The organism is Helicobacter salomonis, assembly GCF_900197775.1.
In the GTDB taxonomy this organism is placed as follows: domain Bacteria; phylum Campylobacterota; class Campylobacteria; order Campylobacterales; family Helicobacteraceae; genus Helicobacter; species Helicobacter salomonis.
Map to the genome: position 1 here is coordinate 1 of NZ_FZMA01000006.1, position 14,997 is coordinate 14,997.

The window sequence follows — 14,997 nt, forward strand, 5'->3', positions numbered from 1 at the left end:
GCTCATTTTTACTTGATTGTAGAGTTTCTGCTTGTAGACGATTGACATAATCTTTCCACTTGTTCTTTTATTTGGGTCTTTCAGAGTTTTGTTGATTGGCGATGTATTGTTTAATCACTTCCAAAGGCGCGCCTTCTGCGGAAGATATAGAGTATGAGTATGCTCAAAGAGCAGGCACTAACTATCCGCCTAGTCAAAGCTAGGGGTTTGGGGTGGGGGGGAAGGTCTCTACCATAAGAACACAGAGCGAGAACTGCACTCTCTCTACTTAGAAGCATCGACCCAGGGGACCTACATGTCCTTGGCATTTGGATATTTCACCTGATGGAGATTGTTATTTATTCACATGTTATTCACATGTTATTCACATGAGTTTAGCGACATGTATTCACAAGTGCGTAAAAAGCCCTTTAAAAATCACCTAAAACTTATTTTTTTGTGCCTTTGTGTGAACGAATAAAAGTTTTTTCCTACCTGCATAAGTACCTACACGATGTACTTCCAAAGCTCTTTTCACATTTTCACACACCCTACTACTATGACTAAAATCTATTTATCTAAGATTTTTTGCAAACTTTGGAACTGACACACAACCACCGCGATAGCAAATCCTCTATCATGGCTAATGCTCACATGCAGGCTTTGCAAATGAAAAGCACGCATTTTTTCAGGTAATAGTGTGATTTGTGGAGCCCCTCTAGCATTCTTGTGCAGACAAATATCTAAAAAACCCAATCGTGCTCCAATACCCACTCCTAAAGCCTTAGAGCAGGCTTCTTTAGCCGCCCATGCCCCAGCCAAACTAGCAGGCTTTGCAAAAAAGGTTTGTTCGTAAGGGGAAAGAAAACGATCGAGAAAATGTTGCTGGTGGCGGGCTAGAACCTTAGCGATGCGATCAACTGCAATCAGATCGACCCCAATCACTGAATTACAAAATCCGTAAAAAAGACATTTTTTACAAACCCATCGATCAAAAAACTATTGATATTGCTCCGAATTTCTTCCTTGAGTTTGTTCTTCCCTTTAAGAGTAGAAATCTCCTCAACGGATTTAGAGGAAAGGATCTCGATAATGGTATCCTTAATCGCCGTCTCTTTAACCTTCACTTCTTCTAATAACTTAGGATCGTTTAGCTCTAATGAAATATTAGTCTTAAGATAACGACGCCCGTTCTGACTGATCAAATTTACAATGAAAGCACTGCTCAAGGGATAGAGTGGCCCTAAAGAGAGATAATCTGAGGAGCGCACCATCACGGAACCTGCATCTGGACTTTCATTCATAGGAGCGCTACGCATCTGTTTGCCCCCACTTGCACTAGGTGTGCTGCTAGGTTCCGCGCTTTTTCCCATAAACAAGATCACAATCACGCCGACTAAAATCAGCATGACCAACACCGCTCCCATCACCACAAACAACATCGCCTTGCTCTTCTTAGGAGCCTTTGCTTCTTCTGGCATTCAAAGTCCTTTTTATGATTTAGAATAATAGCTTAGACTGGTGCGCCCAAATCTAGTTTGCTTGATTATACTAAAGCTTGCTAGATTTCTGGGCATAGGAATGGAGCTCGCGTGCTCAAAAATTGCCAAGGTATCTTTCAAAACATCTAAACATTCCAAACACTGCAAGCTTGCCTCTAAAAGCCCTCCAAAGGGGGGATCAAAATAGAGAATGTAAGGCATGCTTAGCCCTATTAAATAATTTTGCAGCAAAATGAGCCCATCACCCTGAATGGCACGGGCACGCGCACTATCCCTTCGCTGGTAGGTATCAATGTTGGTTTGCAATACCTCAAAAACTAACGGGTCTTTTTCAAAAAATAAGGCTTCACATGCTCCACAACTTAAAGCCTCCAGCCCCACACTTCCACTCCCCCCAAAGACCTCTATAAAAACTCTAGAAGCAATTTGGGGTCGCAGAACATTAAAAAGCGAAGTGCGCACAATAGCCTTCGTGGGGCGGGTAATCTCTTTGGGGGGTATGCGCAAACTAAGCCCCTTGCACACCCCGCTCAAAATCTTTAAAGCGTAAGGGGATTTGGACATTAAGGACGATACTCTTGTATTAAATCTAAAAGCTTACGGGTGTATTCACTTAATAAAGTCTGCACCCTGCTCTCTAAGCTTTCTGCCTGGAGCTTTTGAGTGTAGAGTTCCTGTAGAGATTCTAAAAGACTTGTACGCGTAAAGGGCACGCTCACATGCATCCCTTCCGCTGAACCAATGAAGTAAGTCGTCTTGATGGGCTTCTCGATGAAGTGATCACTCAGAATAAAATCACAGCTCTCAGGTGAGCACAAAAAATCTTGCAAATAGGACTCGAGCACATGGCTTAAGAGTAAAGAATGGCAATCCAGGGCTATTTTCATCTCTCCTCTTTTTAAAGCGCATTCTGTGCTATTATTACACATCTTGAGTTTGAAAATGCTTACCTAGGGGAATTTGTGCAAAAACACATCCGCAACTTTTCTATTATCGCCCATATTGACCATGGCAAGAGCACTTTAGCCGATTGCCTGATTCAGGCTTGCAAGGCCTTGGACACGCGTGAGATGACCAGCCAGGTTTTAGACACCATGGATATTGAAAAGGAAAGAGGCATCACTATTAAAGCCCAATCAGTGCGTTTGGGCTACCGCTTTGAAGGGGTGGATTACATTCTAAACCTCATCGACACCCCAGGTCATGTCGATTTTAGCTATGAAGTCTCGCGATCCTTGCACGCTTGTGAGGGCGCTCTCTTAGTGGTAGATGCCACGCAGGGTGTGGAGGCACAAACCATCGCCAATGTCTATATTGCCCTAGACAATCACCTAGAAATTTTACCCGTGCTCAATAAAATTGACCTCCCCAATGCTGATGTGCAAGCCGTAAAACAAGATATTGAAGACACTATCGCACTAGATTGCTCTGAAGCCTCCTGTGTGAGCGCTAAAAATGCGCTTGGTATTACAGAATTACTTGAGAAAATTATTACTCAAATTCCCCCACCCATAGGCGATCCTGATGCGCCCACTAAGGCGTTGATTTATGATTCTTGGTTTGACAATTATCTGGGAGCATTGGCGCTAGTACGGCTCAAAGAGGGGTGTTTAAAGGTGGGACAAGAGGTGCTAGTAATGGGCAACCAAAAAACACACCAAGTACTAGGGCTTTACTACCCTCACCCTCTACATAGAGTGCAAAGCCCTCGTATTGAGTGTGGAGAAATTGGCATTGTGGCTTTGGGTTCTAAGAATCTCACAGACATCGCGGTGGGTGACACGATCACCGATGCCAAAGCCCCTACTCCTACTCCCATTGAAGGCTTCATCCCTGCTAAACCCTTTGTCTTTGCCGGACTTTACCCTATTGAGAGCGATCAATTTGAAACTCTTAGAGATGCGCTCTATAAACTCCAACTCAACGATGCTGCTTTGCAGTTTGAGCCTGAAAGCAGTGTGGCGCTAGGGTTTGGATTTCGAGCGGGATTTTTGGGACTCTTGCACATGGAAGTCATTAAAGAGCGCCTAGAGAGGGAGTTTAAACTCGATCTCATTGCCACAGCCCCCACTGTGGTGTATGAAGTGCATTTGCAAAATGGGCAGGTTGTGATGGTGCAAAATCCCAGCGAATTGCCTGCCGAAGGGAACATTGTCTGCATTAAAGAGCCCTTTGTGCGGGCTAATATCATTACACCTAGTGAATATTTAGGTAATCTCATTAACTTGCTCAATAAGCGGCGCGGGGTGCAGGAAAAAATGGAGTATTTAAACCAAAGTCGCGTGCTCTTAACCTATTCTATTCCTAGTAATGAGATTGTGATGGATTTTTACGACAAGCTTAAATCCTGCACCAAGGGGTATGCAAGTTTTGATTACGAACCAATTGGCTACCAAGAGGGGCAATTAGTGAAGTTGGATATTCGGGTCGCCTCCGAAGTAGTGGATGCACTCTCCATCATTGTCGATCGCTCTAAAGCCTATGAGAAGGGTAAGGCATTGGTAGAGAGCATGAAGAACTTGATCCCTCGCCAACTCTTTGAAGTTGCCCTACAAGCCAGCATTGGCAATAAGATTATTGCCCGTGAAACCATCAAATCTGTGGGTAAGAATGTTACAGCAAAGTGTTATGGTGGGGATATCACCCGCAAGCGCAAACTGCTAGAAAAGCAAAAAGAAGGTAAAAAACGCATGAAGGCCATTGGAAAAGTGCACCTTCCCCAAGAAGCGTTTTTGGCAATCTTAAAAATTGATTAAAGGAGTTTGAATGTGGCGTTATTGTCTTTTGTCCCTGCCTTTAAGCTTGAGTTTGTGGGCTGCTGAGGCTCATAAATGGAGCTACGAACATCCCACAGCCCCTCGCCAGTGGGGGGATCTGCACAAAGATTTTGAAATGTGTAAAAGTGGGAAGAATCAATCTCCCATCGATATCGAGCACTACTACAACGCTCCAGACAAGGAGAATTTTGGGGTTTTTTATCAGAACAATGCTAGGCCTATTTCTTTGGAGTATTCTCACCATACTTTTGTTGCTAAATTCAATACATCTAAAAATCATGTTTCTTACCGCGACCATGTCTACAAGCTAGTGAACTTGCATTTCCATGCCCCAATGGAATTCAGTATCCACAAAGAGCGCCAACCCTTGAGCATGCACATGGTTCATCAGGATGCAAATGGTTCGTTACTGGTTTTAGGAATTGGCTTTGAGATCGGCGAACCCAATGAGATGATCGCCCACCTCTTAGAGGCTTATGCACGCAAAAAAATCCCTCAAGCTTTGGATTTGGAAAACTTGCTCCCCTCTACGATTAACTATTACCATTTCAATGGCTCGCTCACCACTCCCCCCTGTACAGAGGGGGTGGCGTGGTTCATTATTGAAGAAACCTTAAGCGTGTCAGAAGAACAACTAGAAGCTCTTAAAAAGATCATGCATTATGTTGAAAATAGGCGACCACCCCAAAAAGATTACAATAGCGTGATTGTTAAGAGCTCTGCGGTGTTGCGTGAGCCTGAGCATGTGCAATAATGTTCTCACAAAGTGCCCTGGACTCTAGGAAGGTGACATTTTTAAATTGTGTCTTGTTGAAAGTGATCTGCCGTTTAGCCAGCTGGCAGGTGTGGATATAGATCGCTTCTTTAAGCCCCTCTAAGTTGAGTTTACCCTCCAAGTACGCTAAACACTCCTTAGGTCCAATTGCTTTAAAGGGTTGGTGGTGCGTTCCGTGTGTGCGCGCGAGGCCCTCTACCTCCTCAATAATGCCCTGATCGAGCATGTTCTGGGTGCGTCGAGCAATTTGAGCGCGCAAGACTTCCTTAGGCAGAGTGAGGGCATAGAGCTTAATGGGCAGGTTAAAGGGGGTTTTGGGGTGGGTTTTAAAATACGCACTAGGAGGGGTTTTGGTAGCTAGGTAAATTTCTAAACCCTTTTGAATGCGGTAGGTATCCTTAGGGTGGATTTTGGACGCATAAGCGGGGTCTACCTGTGTTAAAAAAGTATGAGAATCGGATAAGTGAGCGATCTGGGCGCGCACTGCCTCATTTACGGGAGGCATGGGACTCAAACCCTCTAAAATCGCCTTGAGATAGAACCCACTCCCTCCTACGAGCAATAACACGCCCTTTTGTGTAAGGGCTAGAGCCTTTTGTAATTCTTGGGCAAAGATGGGGGCATTGTTGGGCTGGTGGATGTCTAGGACATTAATCGCATAATGCTTCACGCGTTGCAAATCCCGTGCGCTGGGTTTGGCTGCGGCAATGTTAAAATCTTTATAAATGCTCAAAGAGTCCAGAGAGAAAATTTCCGCGTCTAAATCTTGGGCGAGCTCAAGAGCTAAAGCACTCTTGCCGCTTCCACTCGCCCCTAAAATGGCAATTAGAGTGGGGCTAGTCACTAGGGAGCTTTATAAGTGGCTAAAAATCCTTCTAAGTCGAAGCGCACGCGTTGATCATGGGTGAATAAGTGCACCATCATGTCTCCTAGGTCGATAATGATCCACTCTTCATTTTGGGCATCCACCGCATAAAATTGCTCGCCTAAGGGCTTGAGCGTGCTTTTGAGATGATCGAGCAAGGCTAGAGCATGTTTGGGAGCTAGAGTGGTGGCAATGATCACCTTTTGAGTCACATAAGCGCGATCGCTCAAGTCAAAGACCACAATATCAGCTGCTTTTTTATCTTCTAGCAAGTCTATAATTCTACTAATTCTAGGATCGGACATGGGTCTCCTTGAAAGCTTGAATCACACCTCCTTGCAGGGCAGCAGGGATGTGGGGAGGGATTTTGTGTTGGGCTAAAAGGGCTTTAATTTGGCTTGATGAGATGCATTCTCGGATTTGAGGAAGGGGCATGTAAAGGGAGGAAGCACAGGGTTTAAGCATGTAGCCCTCTCTTTGCACCACTACAAATTGCGCGTACTCTTGCATGATCGTATAACCTTCCCACTGGTCTAAATGCGCCAAATTGTCTGCGCCGATCACAAAATAGAGCTCGCTGGGTTGCAAGGTGCGGTAAAAATGTAATACGCTCTCCACACTGGGCACAGGGCGTTGCGCGCGGATTTCAAAATCGCTCACTTCTACCTTAGCCAAGCCTCTTAAAAGCTCTTGCATCCATGTATAGCGCTGAGTAGCACTAAAACAAGGCGCGTCCTTAAAGGGGTTTTGGTAGGCCACCAATACAATGAGTTGATCGATATCCAAATGCTTTAACACTTGATAGATCACTTCTAAATGGGCGATGTGGGGTGGATCAAAGCTCCCCCCATATAGGGCAATTCTTAATCCGCTAGGTGTTTTGCTCAAAGCTGGAAGCCTTCGTGAGTTTGGAAAATTTTACCCCTTTAAGCCCTCCAATTTCTAGGTGCAAATGCATAATTTCTGAAGGCTTACCCTTTAAAATAATGGTTTCTAGGCAATTATTGGAGTTTAAGTGTACATGGGTAGTGCACATAATAGTAATATGACTTTCGTGCTGAATATCGATAATCTTTTGGTTAAGCTCGCGTTGGTGATGATCGTAGATAATCACCAACACCGCCACAGTAACTCCTTCCTTGGCGTCGTTAGAATTCCCATCAGTGGACCAATTATCTTCAACTAACTTTTCACGAATCATATCACGCACCAGCTCTGAGCGCGAAGAGTAACCATTTTTAATAATGCGATTATCCAATTCATCTAAGAGATTTTGTTGCAAAGATACGGAAAACCTGATAATGTCGTCCTTATGATCCATAAATGCCCTTGTTGGAAAAATTCCGCCACATTCTAGCCTAATTTGGCTTATTGTGCCCTAATTTGGGCGAGGGATCTGCGGCGGTGGAAAGCTAGAGCGTAGCGATGTGCCTCATCTCTCAAGCGCTGTAAAAATTGCAAACAGGGGTCGTTAGCTTTCAAGCGCAACACGCGATCGCGCGTGTAGAGAATATCGGGCACATCGCCCAGAGACCGCCGGGTTTTACTTGCCACCTTTGCCTTAGCAATGCCCATCACTTCTACCTTAATGTGGGCGCGCTCCAAAATCTGCACAGCCAAGCTCACCTGCGCCCTACCTCCATCTAAGAGCCATAGATCGGGAGGGTGCTGTAATCTCTTAATGCGCCGCTCTAAAAGCTCTTGCATTTGGCTGTATTCGTCCTTGCTCTGTAACAGATAACGCCGATAGGCTTTTTTAACCCACTCTCCTTTTTCAAACGCCACCATACCCCCCACACAATGGCTTTGGGCGTGGTGGCTCACATCAAAGACCTCAACGCGTTCTATAGGGGCTTTAAGTCCTAAGAGAATTTGCAGGGCGCGTGTGTGTCCCTCCAAAGGGTGCTGCAAGCGTTCTAAGAGGGTTTGAATTTTAGCCCAGCGCTCGCGCTGAATTGTCGCTTCTTCAAAGCGCTCTTGAGAAGCTAAAGCGCGCATGCGCGCCTCTAAACGCGCACACAACTTGGGCAGATTTTCTAAAAGCTCCACCCCATCTTGAATTAAAAGCGCGTAATCTTGGGGACTGATCTTGCCCTCGCAAGGCGCTTTGCAGCGCCTGATCTCATAAAAAATACAAGTGTGCTTACCCCGTACACAACTTGGGCTCTGCACTAGGGGGATAAAATCTAACACACTTTCTAAAATCTCCTTGGCTGCAGAGCTAAAGGGGCCAAAACAACGCAGAGAATCGCTAGGATGTCTTTGTAGGTGTAGCACAGGATAGGGCAAAGCAGGGTCAAAGCAAACATAGGGATAGGTTTTGGAGTCTTTAAGCAAAATATTGTAGCGAGGCTGGTGTTTTTTGATTAAACGATCTTCTAAGAGCAACGCTTCGTGCTCATTGGAGGTTAAATGCCATTCCAAATGCATAATTTTAGATACCATATCGCGCACACGGGCGTTATTTCTAGGGCTGGGCAAAGCGTGCCCCTCCTGTAGACTAAAATAACTTAGAATGCGTTTTTTAAGGTTTTTGGCCTTGCCAATGTAGAGCAAATTGTGGTTTTTATCAAAGTAGAGATATACCCCACAACTCTCGGGCAGATTTTCAAGCTGACTGATTTGCATGCTTTTGGATATACAAGCGGATGCGCTCAAATGCAGCCCTTAGTTCAGGGTCTTGGGCGTGGTTGGTGAAAGTGCCCTGTGCGCATTCGTCATAATAAAGTTTAGAGGGCTTGGGCTTGAACTTTGCCCTGATCGCTTGGGGCACATAGGCTTTTACTTCAAGTTGATCGGGAATTTCTAAATCTAAGCGTTTGACCTCTCTGAGTAAAATTTGGCTAAATTCCTGGGCATGTTTGCGAAAATAGCTGTACGCGCTAGGGTGGCCAAAAGCAAGCCAGAGTTTAGAGTTTTTGATTATAATGGAGCTAATCGCCTCCCTGATTGGGAGGGGCAAAAAAAGCTTGAGCCGGTTGAGCTTGAGACGCATATCTAGGGGTTTGAGAAAGGGCTTGTTTTGCAGATCGGACAAAATACTTCGCGAATCTTTCATTTTAGCATATTAGCATGTTTGCTAGCCGGTTGTGGTTATAAAGCCCCCCCTTTTTACAAGACAAAACAATCTTCGCCCTATCCTCATGCTCAAATGCCAAATGCCGATCATTCCATCCAAGAGAGTAACCCCTGAATGCAATTCACCCCCTACCCCTTTGAACGTCTCAATACCCTTTTACAAGGTATCACCCCCTCCAAGATCACCGATTTAAGCATTGGTGAACCCCAATTTCCCACACCTCTATCTATCCAACAAACTTTGCAGGTCCACACGGACACACTGAGGTTTTACCCCAAAAGCGGGGGAGAAGATTTTTTAAAAGAGGCACAGAGGTGCTTTATAGAACACCATTTCAAGGTGTGCTTAAGAGATGATCAGATTTTACCCACTTTGGGCTCTAAAGAAGCTCTCTTCAGCTTTCCTATTTTTTATCTGCATGACAAATCTCAGCCCAAGATCGCCATGCCTGATCCGCTCTACCAAGTCTACCTGGGGAGCGCGCAGGTGGCTAAGGCACAACCCCTTTTTATGCCCCTGAGCCCAGCTAATCACTTCACCCCTGAGCTAGACCCTGCACTAAAACCCCACCTAGTCATTTTAAACTCCCCCAACAACCCCACCGGGCGCACCTTGAGTTTAGAGGAATTGAAAGTTTGGGTGTTACGCGCCCTAGAAGAGAATTTTGTGCTTCTCAATGATGAATGCTATAGCAATATCTACGCCACCACACCTCCCCCCTCTATCTTGCAAGCCTGCACTGAGATAGGCAATACTGAGTTCAAAAATGTTTTAGCGATCAACTCGCTTTCTAAAGCCTTGAGCGCGCCGGGCGTGCGTAGTGCGTATATCGCTGGAGATGCCAGCATTTTAAAACAATACAAGATTTTTAGAGGTTATAGTGGATGTGCAACTCCTCTGCCCTTGCAACATGCTGGTGCGGTGGGGTGGTTAGATTTTGAGCAACAGGAGCAAATCCGCCAGCTCTATGCCACCAACTTACAACTAGCCCAAGAAGTCTTAAGCGTACCTATCGCGCCCACAAGCTTTTATGTGTGGCTAGAGGCGCGTAATGGGAAGGATTTTGCGCGCTATCTGTTCGCCCACACGGGGATTAAAGTTTTGCCCGGCGCGTTTTTAAGCCCTAGTAATAGCCCCCATAGCGTGCCCTTTGTGCGCGTGGCGTTGGTTTATAAAAATATGCGCCCTATCTTAGAAGATTTAAAAAACGCCCATCAAAATTATTTAAAGGGTGTGGCATGCTAGATCGCCCCATCCACACCTATAAAATCCATTTCATTGGCATTGGAGGAATTGGTATTTCTGGCTTAGCAAAATATTTAAAAGCACAGGGGGCAGTAGTGAGTGGCTCGGACTTGGTGCAAAGCTCCATTACAGACTATTTAGCCAACTTAGGTATTCCCATCACTATCCCGCATAACCCAAGCGCGCTCACCGATCAAGAAGTGGTGATCCACTCCGCCATTATCAAGGTGGACAATGTGGAGATTGTCGCGGCGATGGAGAAAAATTGCGTTATTCTCTCGCGTAAGCGGGCGCTAGAATACATTTTGGGAGGTAAGCGGGTCTTTAGTGTGTGTGGGGCGCATGGTAAAAGCACCACTAGCGCAATATTAAGCGCATTGTTGCCTCATTTTGGGGCGATTATCGGGGCGACTAGTAAAGACTTTGGTTCAAATGTGCGCGGGAGCGATAGCTCTAGTTTGGTGTTTGAAGCCGATGAATCCGATCAAAGCTTTTTGCACTCTAATCCCTATTGTTCGCTGGTCACTAATGCTGAGGTGGAGCATTTAGAGGGTTATGATTATAATTTAGATGCCTTTTATCAAGCCTATACAGACTTTTTAAAGTTAGCCCAAAAGCGCGTGATCAATGTGGGGGACCCCTTTTTAAAAGAGTGCGGCCTAGAGTCGACACGCCTAGACCCCGCCAAAGACATTAGTCAAATTAGCTATTTTTTAAGGGAGGATGAACCTTATACTCGCTTTAAGCTCAGAGATTATGGCTTTTTTGAGGTGTGGGGTTTGGGGGAGCACACGGCGAGCAATGCGGCTTTGGCTATTCTAGCTGCCCTGGAAGAGTTGCCCTTAGAGAGTTTGCGCGCCAATCTGCTAAATTTTAAGGGTATTAAAAAGCGCTTTGACATTCTTCAAAAAGACTCACTCTTGCTCATTGACGACTACGCCCACCACCCTACCGAAATTAGTGCTACCCTGCAGGCACTGCAAACCTACGCGCAACTCAAAGGCTTGCAAGAGAGCATTGTCATTTGGCAACCCCATAAATTCTCGCGTCTGTTGGATAATTTGGAGGATTTTCAAGCGTGCTTTAAGCACCCTATTGTGAGTCAACTTTACATTTTGCCCGTATGGCGCGCAGGCGAGCAGCCCCGCGAGGTAGACATGCATACTCTTTTTGGGCATTTGCAACCCACATTTATCGATTCTGTGTGGCGCACCCCAAAAGGCTTAGAGCTCTTTGTGCAGGGAGTTAAGATACGCACTTTGCATAGCGGGCTGGTAATAGGCTTTGGAGCAGGCGATATTACCAGCCAACTTAGAGGGGAGGTTTAATGGGGGCGTGGATTGTTTTAGCTCTAGTGTTGCTCTTACTATGGCTACTACTCAAGGATTTTGGGTTGACGCGCTTGAAACAAAAGCTAATGGGTGTATTTGCGCTCGCGCTCTTAGGGGGTGTGGTAGGGTTTTACACTTATGAGCAAGATCGCGCCAATCGTACCCAAATAGATTTGCAACGCGCCTTTTTGCGGGGCGAAACTCTACTCTGTAACCATGTAGAGGTCAATAATAAAAACTTCAATTTGGTAACCGGCACTCTGAGTTTTTTAGGCAAACCCAATAGCCCCATGAAAGATACCTTGATCGATTTACAATCTTGCCAGAAAAAGCCTCTTGAACACGCTAGCTAACCAATTAGATTTAGAACGCTTTTTAGCTAACTTTGCCAACTTTTTAGCCCGCCCCAAAGAAGTAACAACCCTAACCCTGCGCCCCAGCACTTGGGAGCATTTGCAAGAATTTGAAAGTCTAGATTTTGCCCCCCCTAGCGCGATCATCTGCCTAAAAGAAGCTCTCAAAGCCTTTAAAAAGGGAGGGGTATGGCGTTTAGAAATTTTATTTGAATTTGTGAAGATCACGCGCTATTTTGCCTATCTAAAAGCGCGCGCGCGCCCCAAAGAACATCCCCATGTATGCGCCTATTTAGAAAATATTCACTTCCCCGCTCCTCTGTTAGAGCTAGAGGCGTGCATGCAAGATGTCCCCGCTCTCAAAGAGGGTTTTTACCCCGAATTAGACGCGTTGTTAGAGAGTTTAGGGCGTTTGCAAGTCCAACAAAAACAAGTCTTCAATCAAATCTTAAGCCGCTCGACTCTGCAACTCTATCTAGCCGATCGCCAAGTGCATTTTGTGCAGGGGATCGAAACTTTGCTACTCAAGCCGGGCTTTTCTGCCGTGCTTAAGGGCGCGGTGGTGGCGCGCTCCCATAGTGGGCAATTTTACATAGAACCCTTAGAAGTGAAGAGTTTAGCGCGCAAAATCCAAGAAACGCGCAATAAAATAGAAGAGAGTGTCGCGTACATCTGCGCACAATGGAGTCAAAAATTACGTCCCTATTTTTTATTTTTGCGCTTTATTAATCACGAATTTGACTATATAGACCATCTGCAGGCTCGTATATGTTTTGCTAAAAGCGCGAATCTAAGCTTTATCAAGCCCAACGCACACGGGCATTTTGTGCTCAAAGATTTTGAACACCCCAATCTCAACAACCCTAAACCCCTTTGTTTAGACTTCAACCAAGCCCTGCTGTTGGTTACGGGGGTTAATACGGGGGGTAAAACGATGTTGCTCAAATCCATTTTGAGCGCGACGTGGCTGGCTAAACACTTTTTGCCCTTTAAGATCAACGCGCACCACTCCCAAATCCCCCATATAGAAAATATCCAAGCCATCATCAACGACCCACAGAATAGCCAAAATGACATCTCTACCTTCGCCGGGCGCATGCTCGATTTTAGCCATGCTCTAACTACCCCTCATCTCTTGCTAGGAGTGGATGAGATCGAACTAGGCACGGACGCATCAGAGGCAAGTTGTTTGTATAAAGTGTTGCTAGAAACATTGTTAGCTAAGGGGGCTAAGGTGGTGGTAACCACGCACCACAAGCATTTAGCGATGTTGTTGGCTAAAAATCCTGCCGTGCAACTGCTCGCAGCTAATTATGATCTGCAAGCTCAAATGCCTACCTACACCTTCACCCCGGGACTCATTGGCAAGAGTTACGCCTTTGAGAGTGCCCTGCGTTATGGTGTGCCTTTGGATTTGATAGAGCAAGCGCGCGCCCTCTATGGCGCAGAGCAAACCCACTTAAATGCTTTAATTGAGCGCACCAGCGCGCTAGAGCAAGAGCTCCTTAACGAGCGTGCCCAGTTAGAATATGCTAAACAAGCCCATGCGCAGAGCGTGCAAGCGCACTTGGCGCAAATGCAAGATGCTCAAGAGCAACAAGAAGTCAAACAGCGCACCCTAGAAAAAAGCTACCAGCAGGCATTAAGAGCGCTACAAGATGCGCTTAAAGAGTTTGAACGCACCCATAATAAAAGCCACGCCCACCAGCAAATCCAAGCCATCAGAGAGGGTTTAAAGCTAACCAAGCCCCCAGAGTCTAAGTCTTTAGAAACTTCCCTTACCATTGGCATGGGGGTTGTCTATGGAAAACAAAAAGGGCAGATTGTGGGTTTGAGTGGGGAATTATTTGTCGTGCTCTTAGAGAATGGACTCAAGATCAAGACTCGCGCCCATGCCCTCAAAGTGTCTCACACACGCCCCCAAGCCCCCAAGCCCCAAGTTAAATTAGAGTGCAAGCCCCAAGCCCACGCACGCATGCGCCTAGATGTACGCGCTTTAGAGGTGCAAGAAGCCCTAGAGCAAGCCCAAGACTTCTTAGCCAACGCGCTTTTAGCCGGTTTTGAAGAAGTGTTGATTGTACATGGCAAGGGTAAGGGGATTTTACGCCAAGCCCTTAAGGGGTGGCTCAAAACCCATCCTAAGGTGATTTCTTTTGAGGACGCACCCTATAATCTGGGCGGTTCAGGTGCGCAGATTATCAAAATATGAATGGCTTAAAAATTGTAGATATAGTTAGCAAAGAGGGCGAGTTTGCGCCTGAAGACAATGCTAGCTGAACCATTTTTGCCATAATTGCCCCAGTCGTTGCGATCTTTTTCTGTGTAATAATTATGTGCCATGAAGGGGAATCGCACCCCCATCTCAAACCCTTGGTGCTTGGTCAAATGCACTCTAAAACCCCCTTGAAGCGCAATCTGAAAACTGGGCATGTTGTAAAACTTGGCCTCCTGTCCAAAGGACTCCATCAAGCTTGCCTGATTTTTCCAGTAAGCGTCAGCGCTCACACAGCGGTGCGGTTCGCTAGGAATTTGGGTTTGACAGCTCTTGTTGCTGGCATAACTCTTTCCCAGTAACCAGCTCTCCCCCCCTATAATTGTTCCCACGAAAATCCCTAGACTAACTTCTTTTCTATCATAAAAATTGGAGAGAAGATCGATTCCTGCGCCGTAAAAAAACACCGCAACACTCTGGGTGGCATTGATTCTCTGTTGGGTTTGCCGACCAAAGGCAAGGTAGGAATAATATCCTCCCTGCGCGCTTCCAAAGGCATAGTAACGCAAACCAAAGCGTTTTTCCTTGCCAAAAAATTGTTTATAGCCCACTTGTAAATCGCCCCCAAAGAGGGCCCCAGAATATTTATCACCTCCCAAAATTTCACTACCCACACGAGGTATGGGCGCAAAAGGCTCAAATAGGTTTTCCATGACCATCTTGAAGTTCCAATCGCGCATGAAGTGGGAATACACGAATCCACCTCCCAAAAATGCTCCATTGCCCTCCGCATTGAGAGATATAAAAAGGGTGCTAAGTGTGGCTAAAACATGTTTGTAGCGAGAAAATAATAGCATCAGAATCTTGCTCCATGGATGC

17 protein-coding genes and 1 pseudogene are annotated in these 14,997 nt (G+C 45.8%); 6 read left to right on the forward strand and 12 right to left on the reverse strand.

Annotated features, from left to right (window positions below):
* Positions 1-67: 67 nt before the first annotated feature.
* From C6H04_RS01510 to C6H04_RS01530, 5 genes and pseudogenes are all read right to left on the reverse strand, one after another.
* Positions 68-148, reverse strand: a pseudogene (locus C6H04_RS01510) (IS200/IS605 family transposase); the annotation flags it as partial.
* Between the two features lie 401 nt (positions 149-549).
* On the reverse strand, positions 550-924 hold the full coding sequence (gene acpS / locus C6H04_RS01515; RefSeq protein WP_104696050.1) for a holo-ACP synthase: 375 nt from the start codon (positions 922-924) through the stop codon (positions 550-552).
* Positions 921-1,460 (reverse strand): flagellar basal body-associated protein FliL, encoded by a 540-nt coding sequence (gene fliL, locus C6H04_RS01520; RefSeq protein ID WP_104732141.1) that lies wholly within the window; start codon positions 1,458-1,460, stop codon positions 921-923. Before fliL ends, acpS begins: the two co-directional genes overlap by 4 nt.
* Positions 1,461-1,472: 12 nt before the next feature.
* Complete coding sequence (gene rsmD / locus C6H04_RS01525; RefSeq protein WP_104732142.1) at positions 1,473-2,045, reverse strand: 16S rRNA (guanine(966)-N(2))-methyltransferase RsmD; 573 nt, start codon at positions 2,043-2,045, stop codon at positions 1,473-1,475.
* Complete coding sequence (locus C6H04_RS01530; RefSeq protein WP_104696047.1) at positions 2,045-2,368, reverse strand: hypothetical protein; 324 nt, start codon at positions 2,366-2,368, stop codon at positions 2,045-2,047. The genes rsmD and C6H04_RS01530 overlap by 1 nt, the downstream gene beginning before the upstream one ends.
* Positions 2,369-2,443: 75 nt before the next feature.
* On the opposite strand from C6H04_RS01530, the gene lepA reads away from it, so the two are divergent.
* Both lepA and C6H04_RS01540 read left to right on the forward strand, forming a co-directional pair.
* Positions 2,444-4,237, forward strand: a complete 1,794-nt coding sequence (lepA, locus tag C6H04_RS01535; RefSeq protein ID WP_104696046.1) for a translation elongation factor 4 — start codon at positions 2,444-2,446, stop codon at positions 4,235-4,237.
* Between the two features lie 10 nt (positions 4,238-4,247).
* Positions 4,248-5,012 carry a carbonic anhydrase family protein gene (locus C6H04_RS01540; RefSeq protein ID WP_104732143.1) on the forward strand — a complete coding sequence of 255 codons (765 nt, stop codon included), beginning with the start codon at positions 4,248-4,250 and terminating at the stop codon, positions 5,010-5,012.
* Here the strand turns inward: C6H04_RS01540 and miaA are convergent.
* The 6 genes from miaA to C6H04_RS01570 are packed head-to-tail and all read right to left on the reverse strand — an operon-like array spanning position 4,969 to position 8,956.
* Positions 4,969-5,877 (reverse strand): tRNA (adenosine(37)-N6)-dimethylallyltransferase MiaA, encoded by a 909-nt coding sequence (gene miaA, locus C6H04_RS01545; protein ID WP_104732144.1) that lies wholly within the window; start codon positions 5,875-5,877, stop codon positions 4,969-4,971. The two genes, C6H04_RS01540 and miaA, sit on opposite strands and share 44 nt — an antisense overlap.
* A complete protein-coding gene (gene rsfS, locus C6H04_RS01550; protein WP_104696043.1) occupies positions 5,877-6,203 on the reverse strand; it encodes a ribosome silencing factor in 327 nt (108 codons plus the stop codon). Before rsfS ends, miaA begins: the two co-directional genes overlap by 1 nt.
* On the reverse strand, positions 6,190-6,786 hold the full coding sequence (gene nadD, locus C6H04_RS01555; protein ID WP_104732145.1) for a nicotinate (nicotinamide) nucleotide adenylyltransferase: 597 nt from the start codon (positions 6,784-6,786) through the stop codon (positions 6,190-6,192). The genes rsfS and nadD overlap by 14 nt, the downstream gene beginning before the upstream one ends.
* Positions 6,770-7,219: a nickel-responsive transcriptional regulator NikR gene (gene nikR, locus C6H04_RS01560; protein WP_104696041.1), complete on the reverse strand. Its 450-nt coding sequence runs from the start codon at positions 7,217-7,219 to the stop codon at positions 6,770-6,772. The genes nadD and nikR overlap by 17 nt, the downstream gene beginning before the upstream one ends.
* 47 nt (positions 7,220-7,266) lie before the next feature.
* A complete protein-coding gene (locus C6H04_RS01565) occupies positions 7,267-8,556 on the reverse strand; it encodes a GIY-YIG nuclease family protein (protein ID WP_233711813.1) in 1,290 nt (429 codons plus the stop codon).
* Entirely contained in the window at positions 8,507-8,956 is a 450-nt protein-coding gene (locus C6H04_RS01570) for a hypothetical protein (RefSeq protein ID WP_104696039.1), read from the reverse strand. The genes C6H04_RS01565 and C6H04_RS01570 overlap by 50 nt, the downstream gene beginning before the upstream one ends.
* A 135-nt stretch (positions 8,957-9,091) precedes the next feature.
* On the opposite strand from C6H04_RS01570, the gene C6H04_RS01575 reads away from it, so the two are divergent.
* Genes C6H04_RS01575 through C6H04_RS01590 form a run of 4 tightly spaced genes read left to right on the forward strand, consistent with a single transcriptional unit; the run spans position 9,092 to position 14,115 of the window.
* Positions 9,092-10,222 carry an aminotransferase class I/II-fold pyridoxal phosphate-dependent enzyme gene (locus C6H04_RS01575; RefSeq protein WP_104696038.1) on the forward strand — a complete coding sequence of 377 codons (1,131 nt, stop codon included), beginning with the start codon at positions 9,092-9,094 and terminating at the stop codon, positions 10,220-10,222.
* Complete coding sequence (murC, locus tag C6H04_RS01580) at positions 10,216-11,550, forward strand: UDP-N-acetylmuramate--L-alanine ligase (RefSeq protein ID WP_104696037.1); 1,335 nt, start codon at positions 10,216-10,218, stop codon at positions 11,548-11,550. The genes C6H04_RS01575 and murC overlap by 7 nt, the downstream gene beginning before the upstream one ends.
* Positions 11,550-11,906 carry a hypothetical protein gene (locus tag C6H04_RS01585; RefSeq protein ID WP_104696036.1) on the forward strand — a complete coding sequence of 119 codons (357 nt, stop codon included), beginning with the start codon at positions 11,550-11,552 and terminating at the stop codon, positions 11,904-11,906. The genes murC and C6H04_RS01585 overlap by 1 nt, the downstream gene beginning before the upstream one ends.
* On the forward strand, positions 11,890-14,115 hold the full coding sequence (locus tag C6H04_RS01590; RefSeq protein WP_104696035.1) for an endonuclease MutS2: 2,226 nt from the start codon (positions 11,890-11,892) through the stop codon (positions 14,113-14,115). The genes C6H04_RS01585 and C6H04_RS01590 overlap by 17 nt, the downstream gene beginning before the upstream one ends.
* A 5-nt stretch (positions 14,116-14,120) precedes the next feature.
* Here C6H04_RS01590 and C6H04_RS01595 read toward each other — a convergent pair whose 3' ends face one another.
* Positions 14,121-14,975 carry an outer membrane protein gene (locus C6H04_RS01595; RefSeq protein ID WP_158653022.1) on the reverse strand — a complete coding sequence of 285 codons (855 nt, stop codon included), beginning with the start codon at positions 14,973-14,975 and terminating at the stop codon, positions 14,121-14,123.
* Positions 14,976-14,997: the final 22 nt, after the last annotated feature.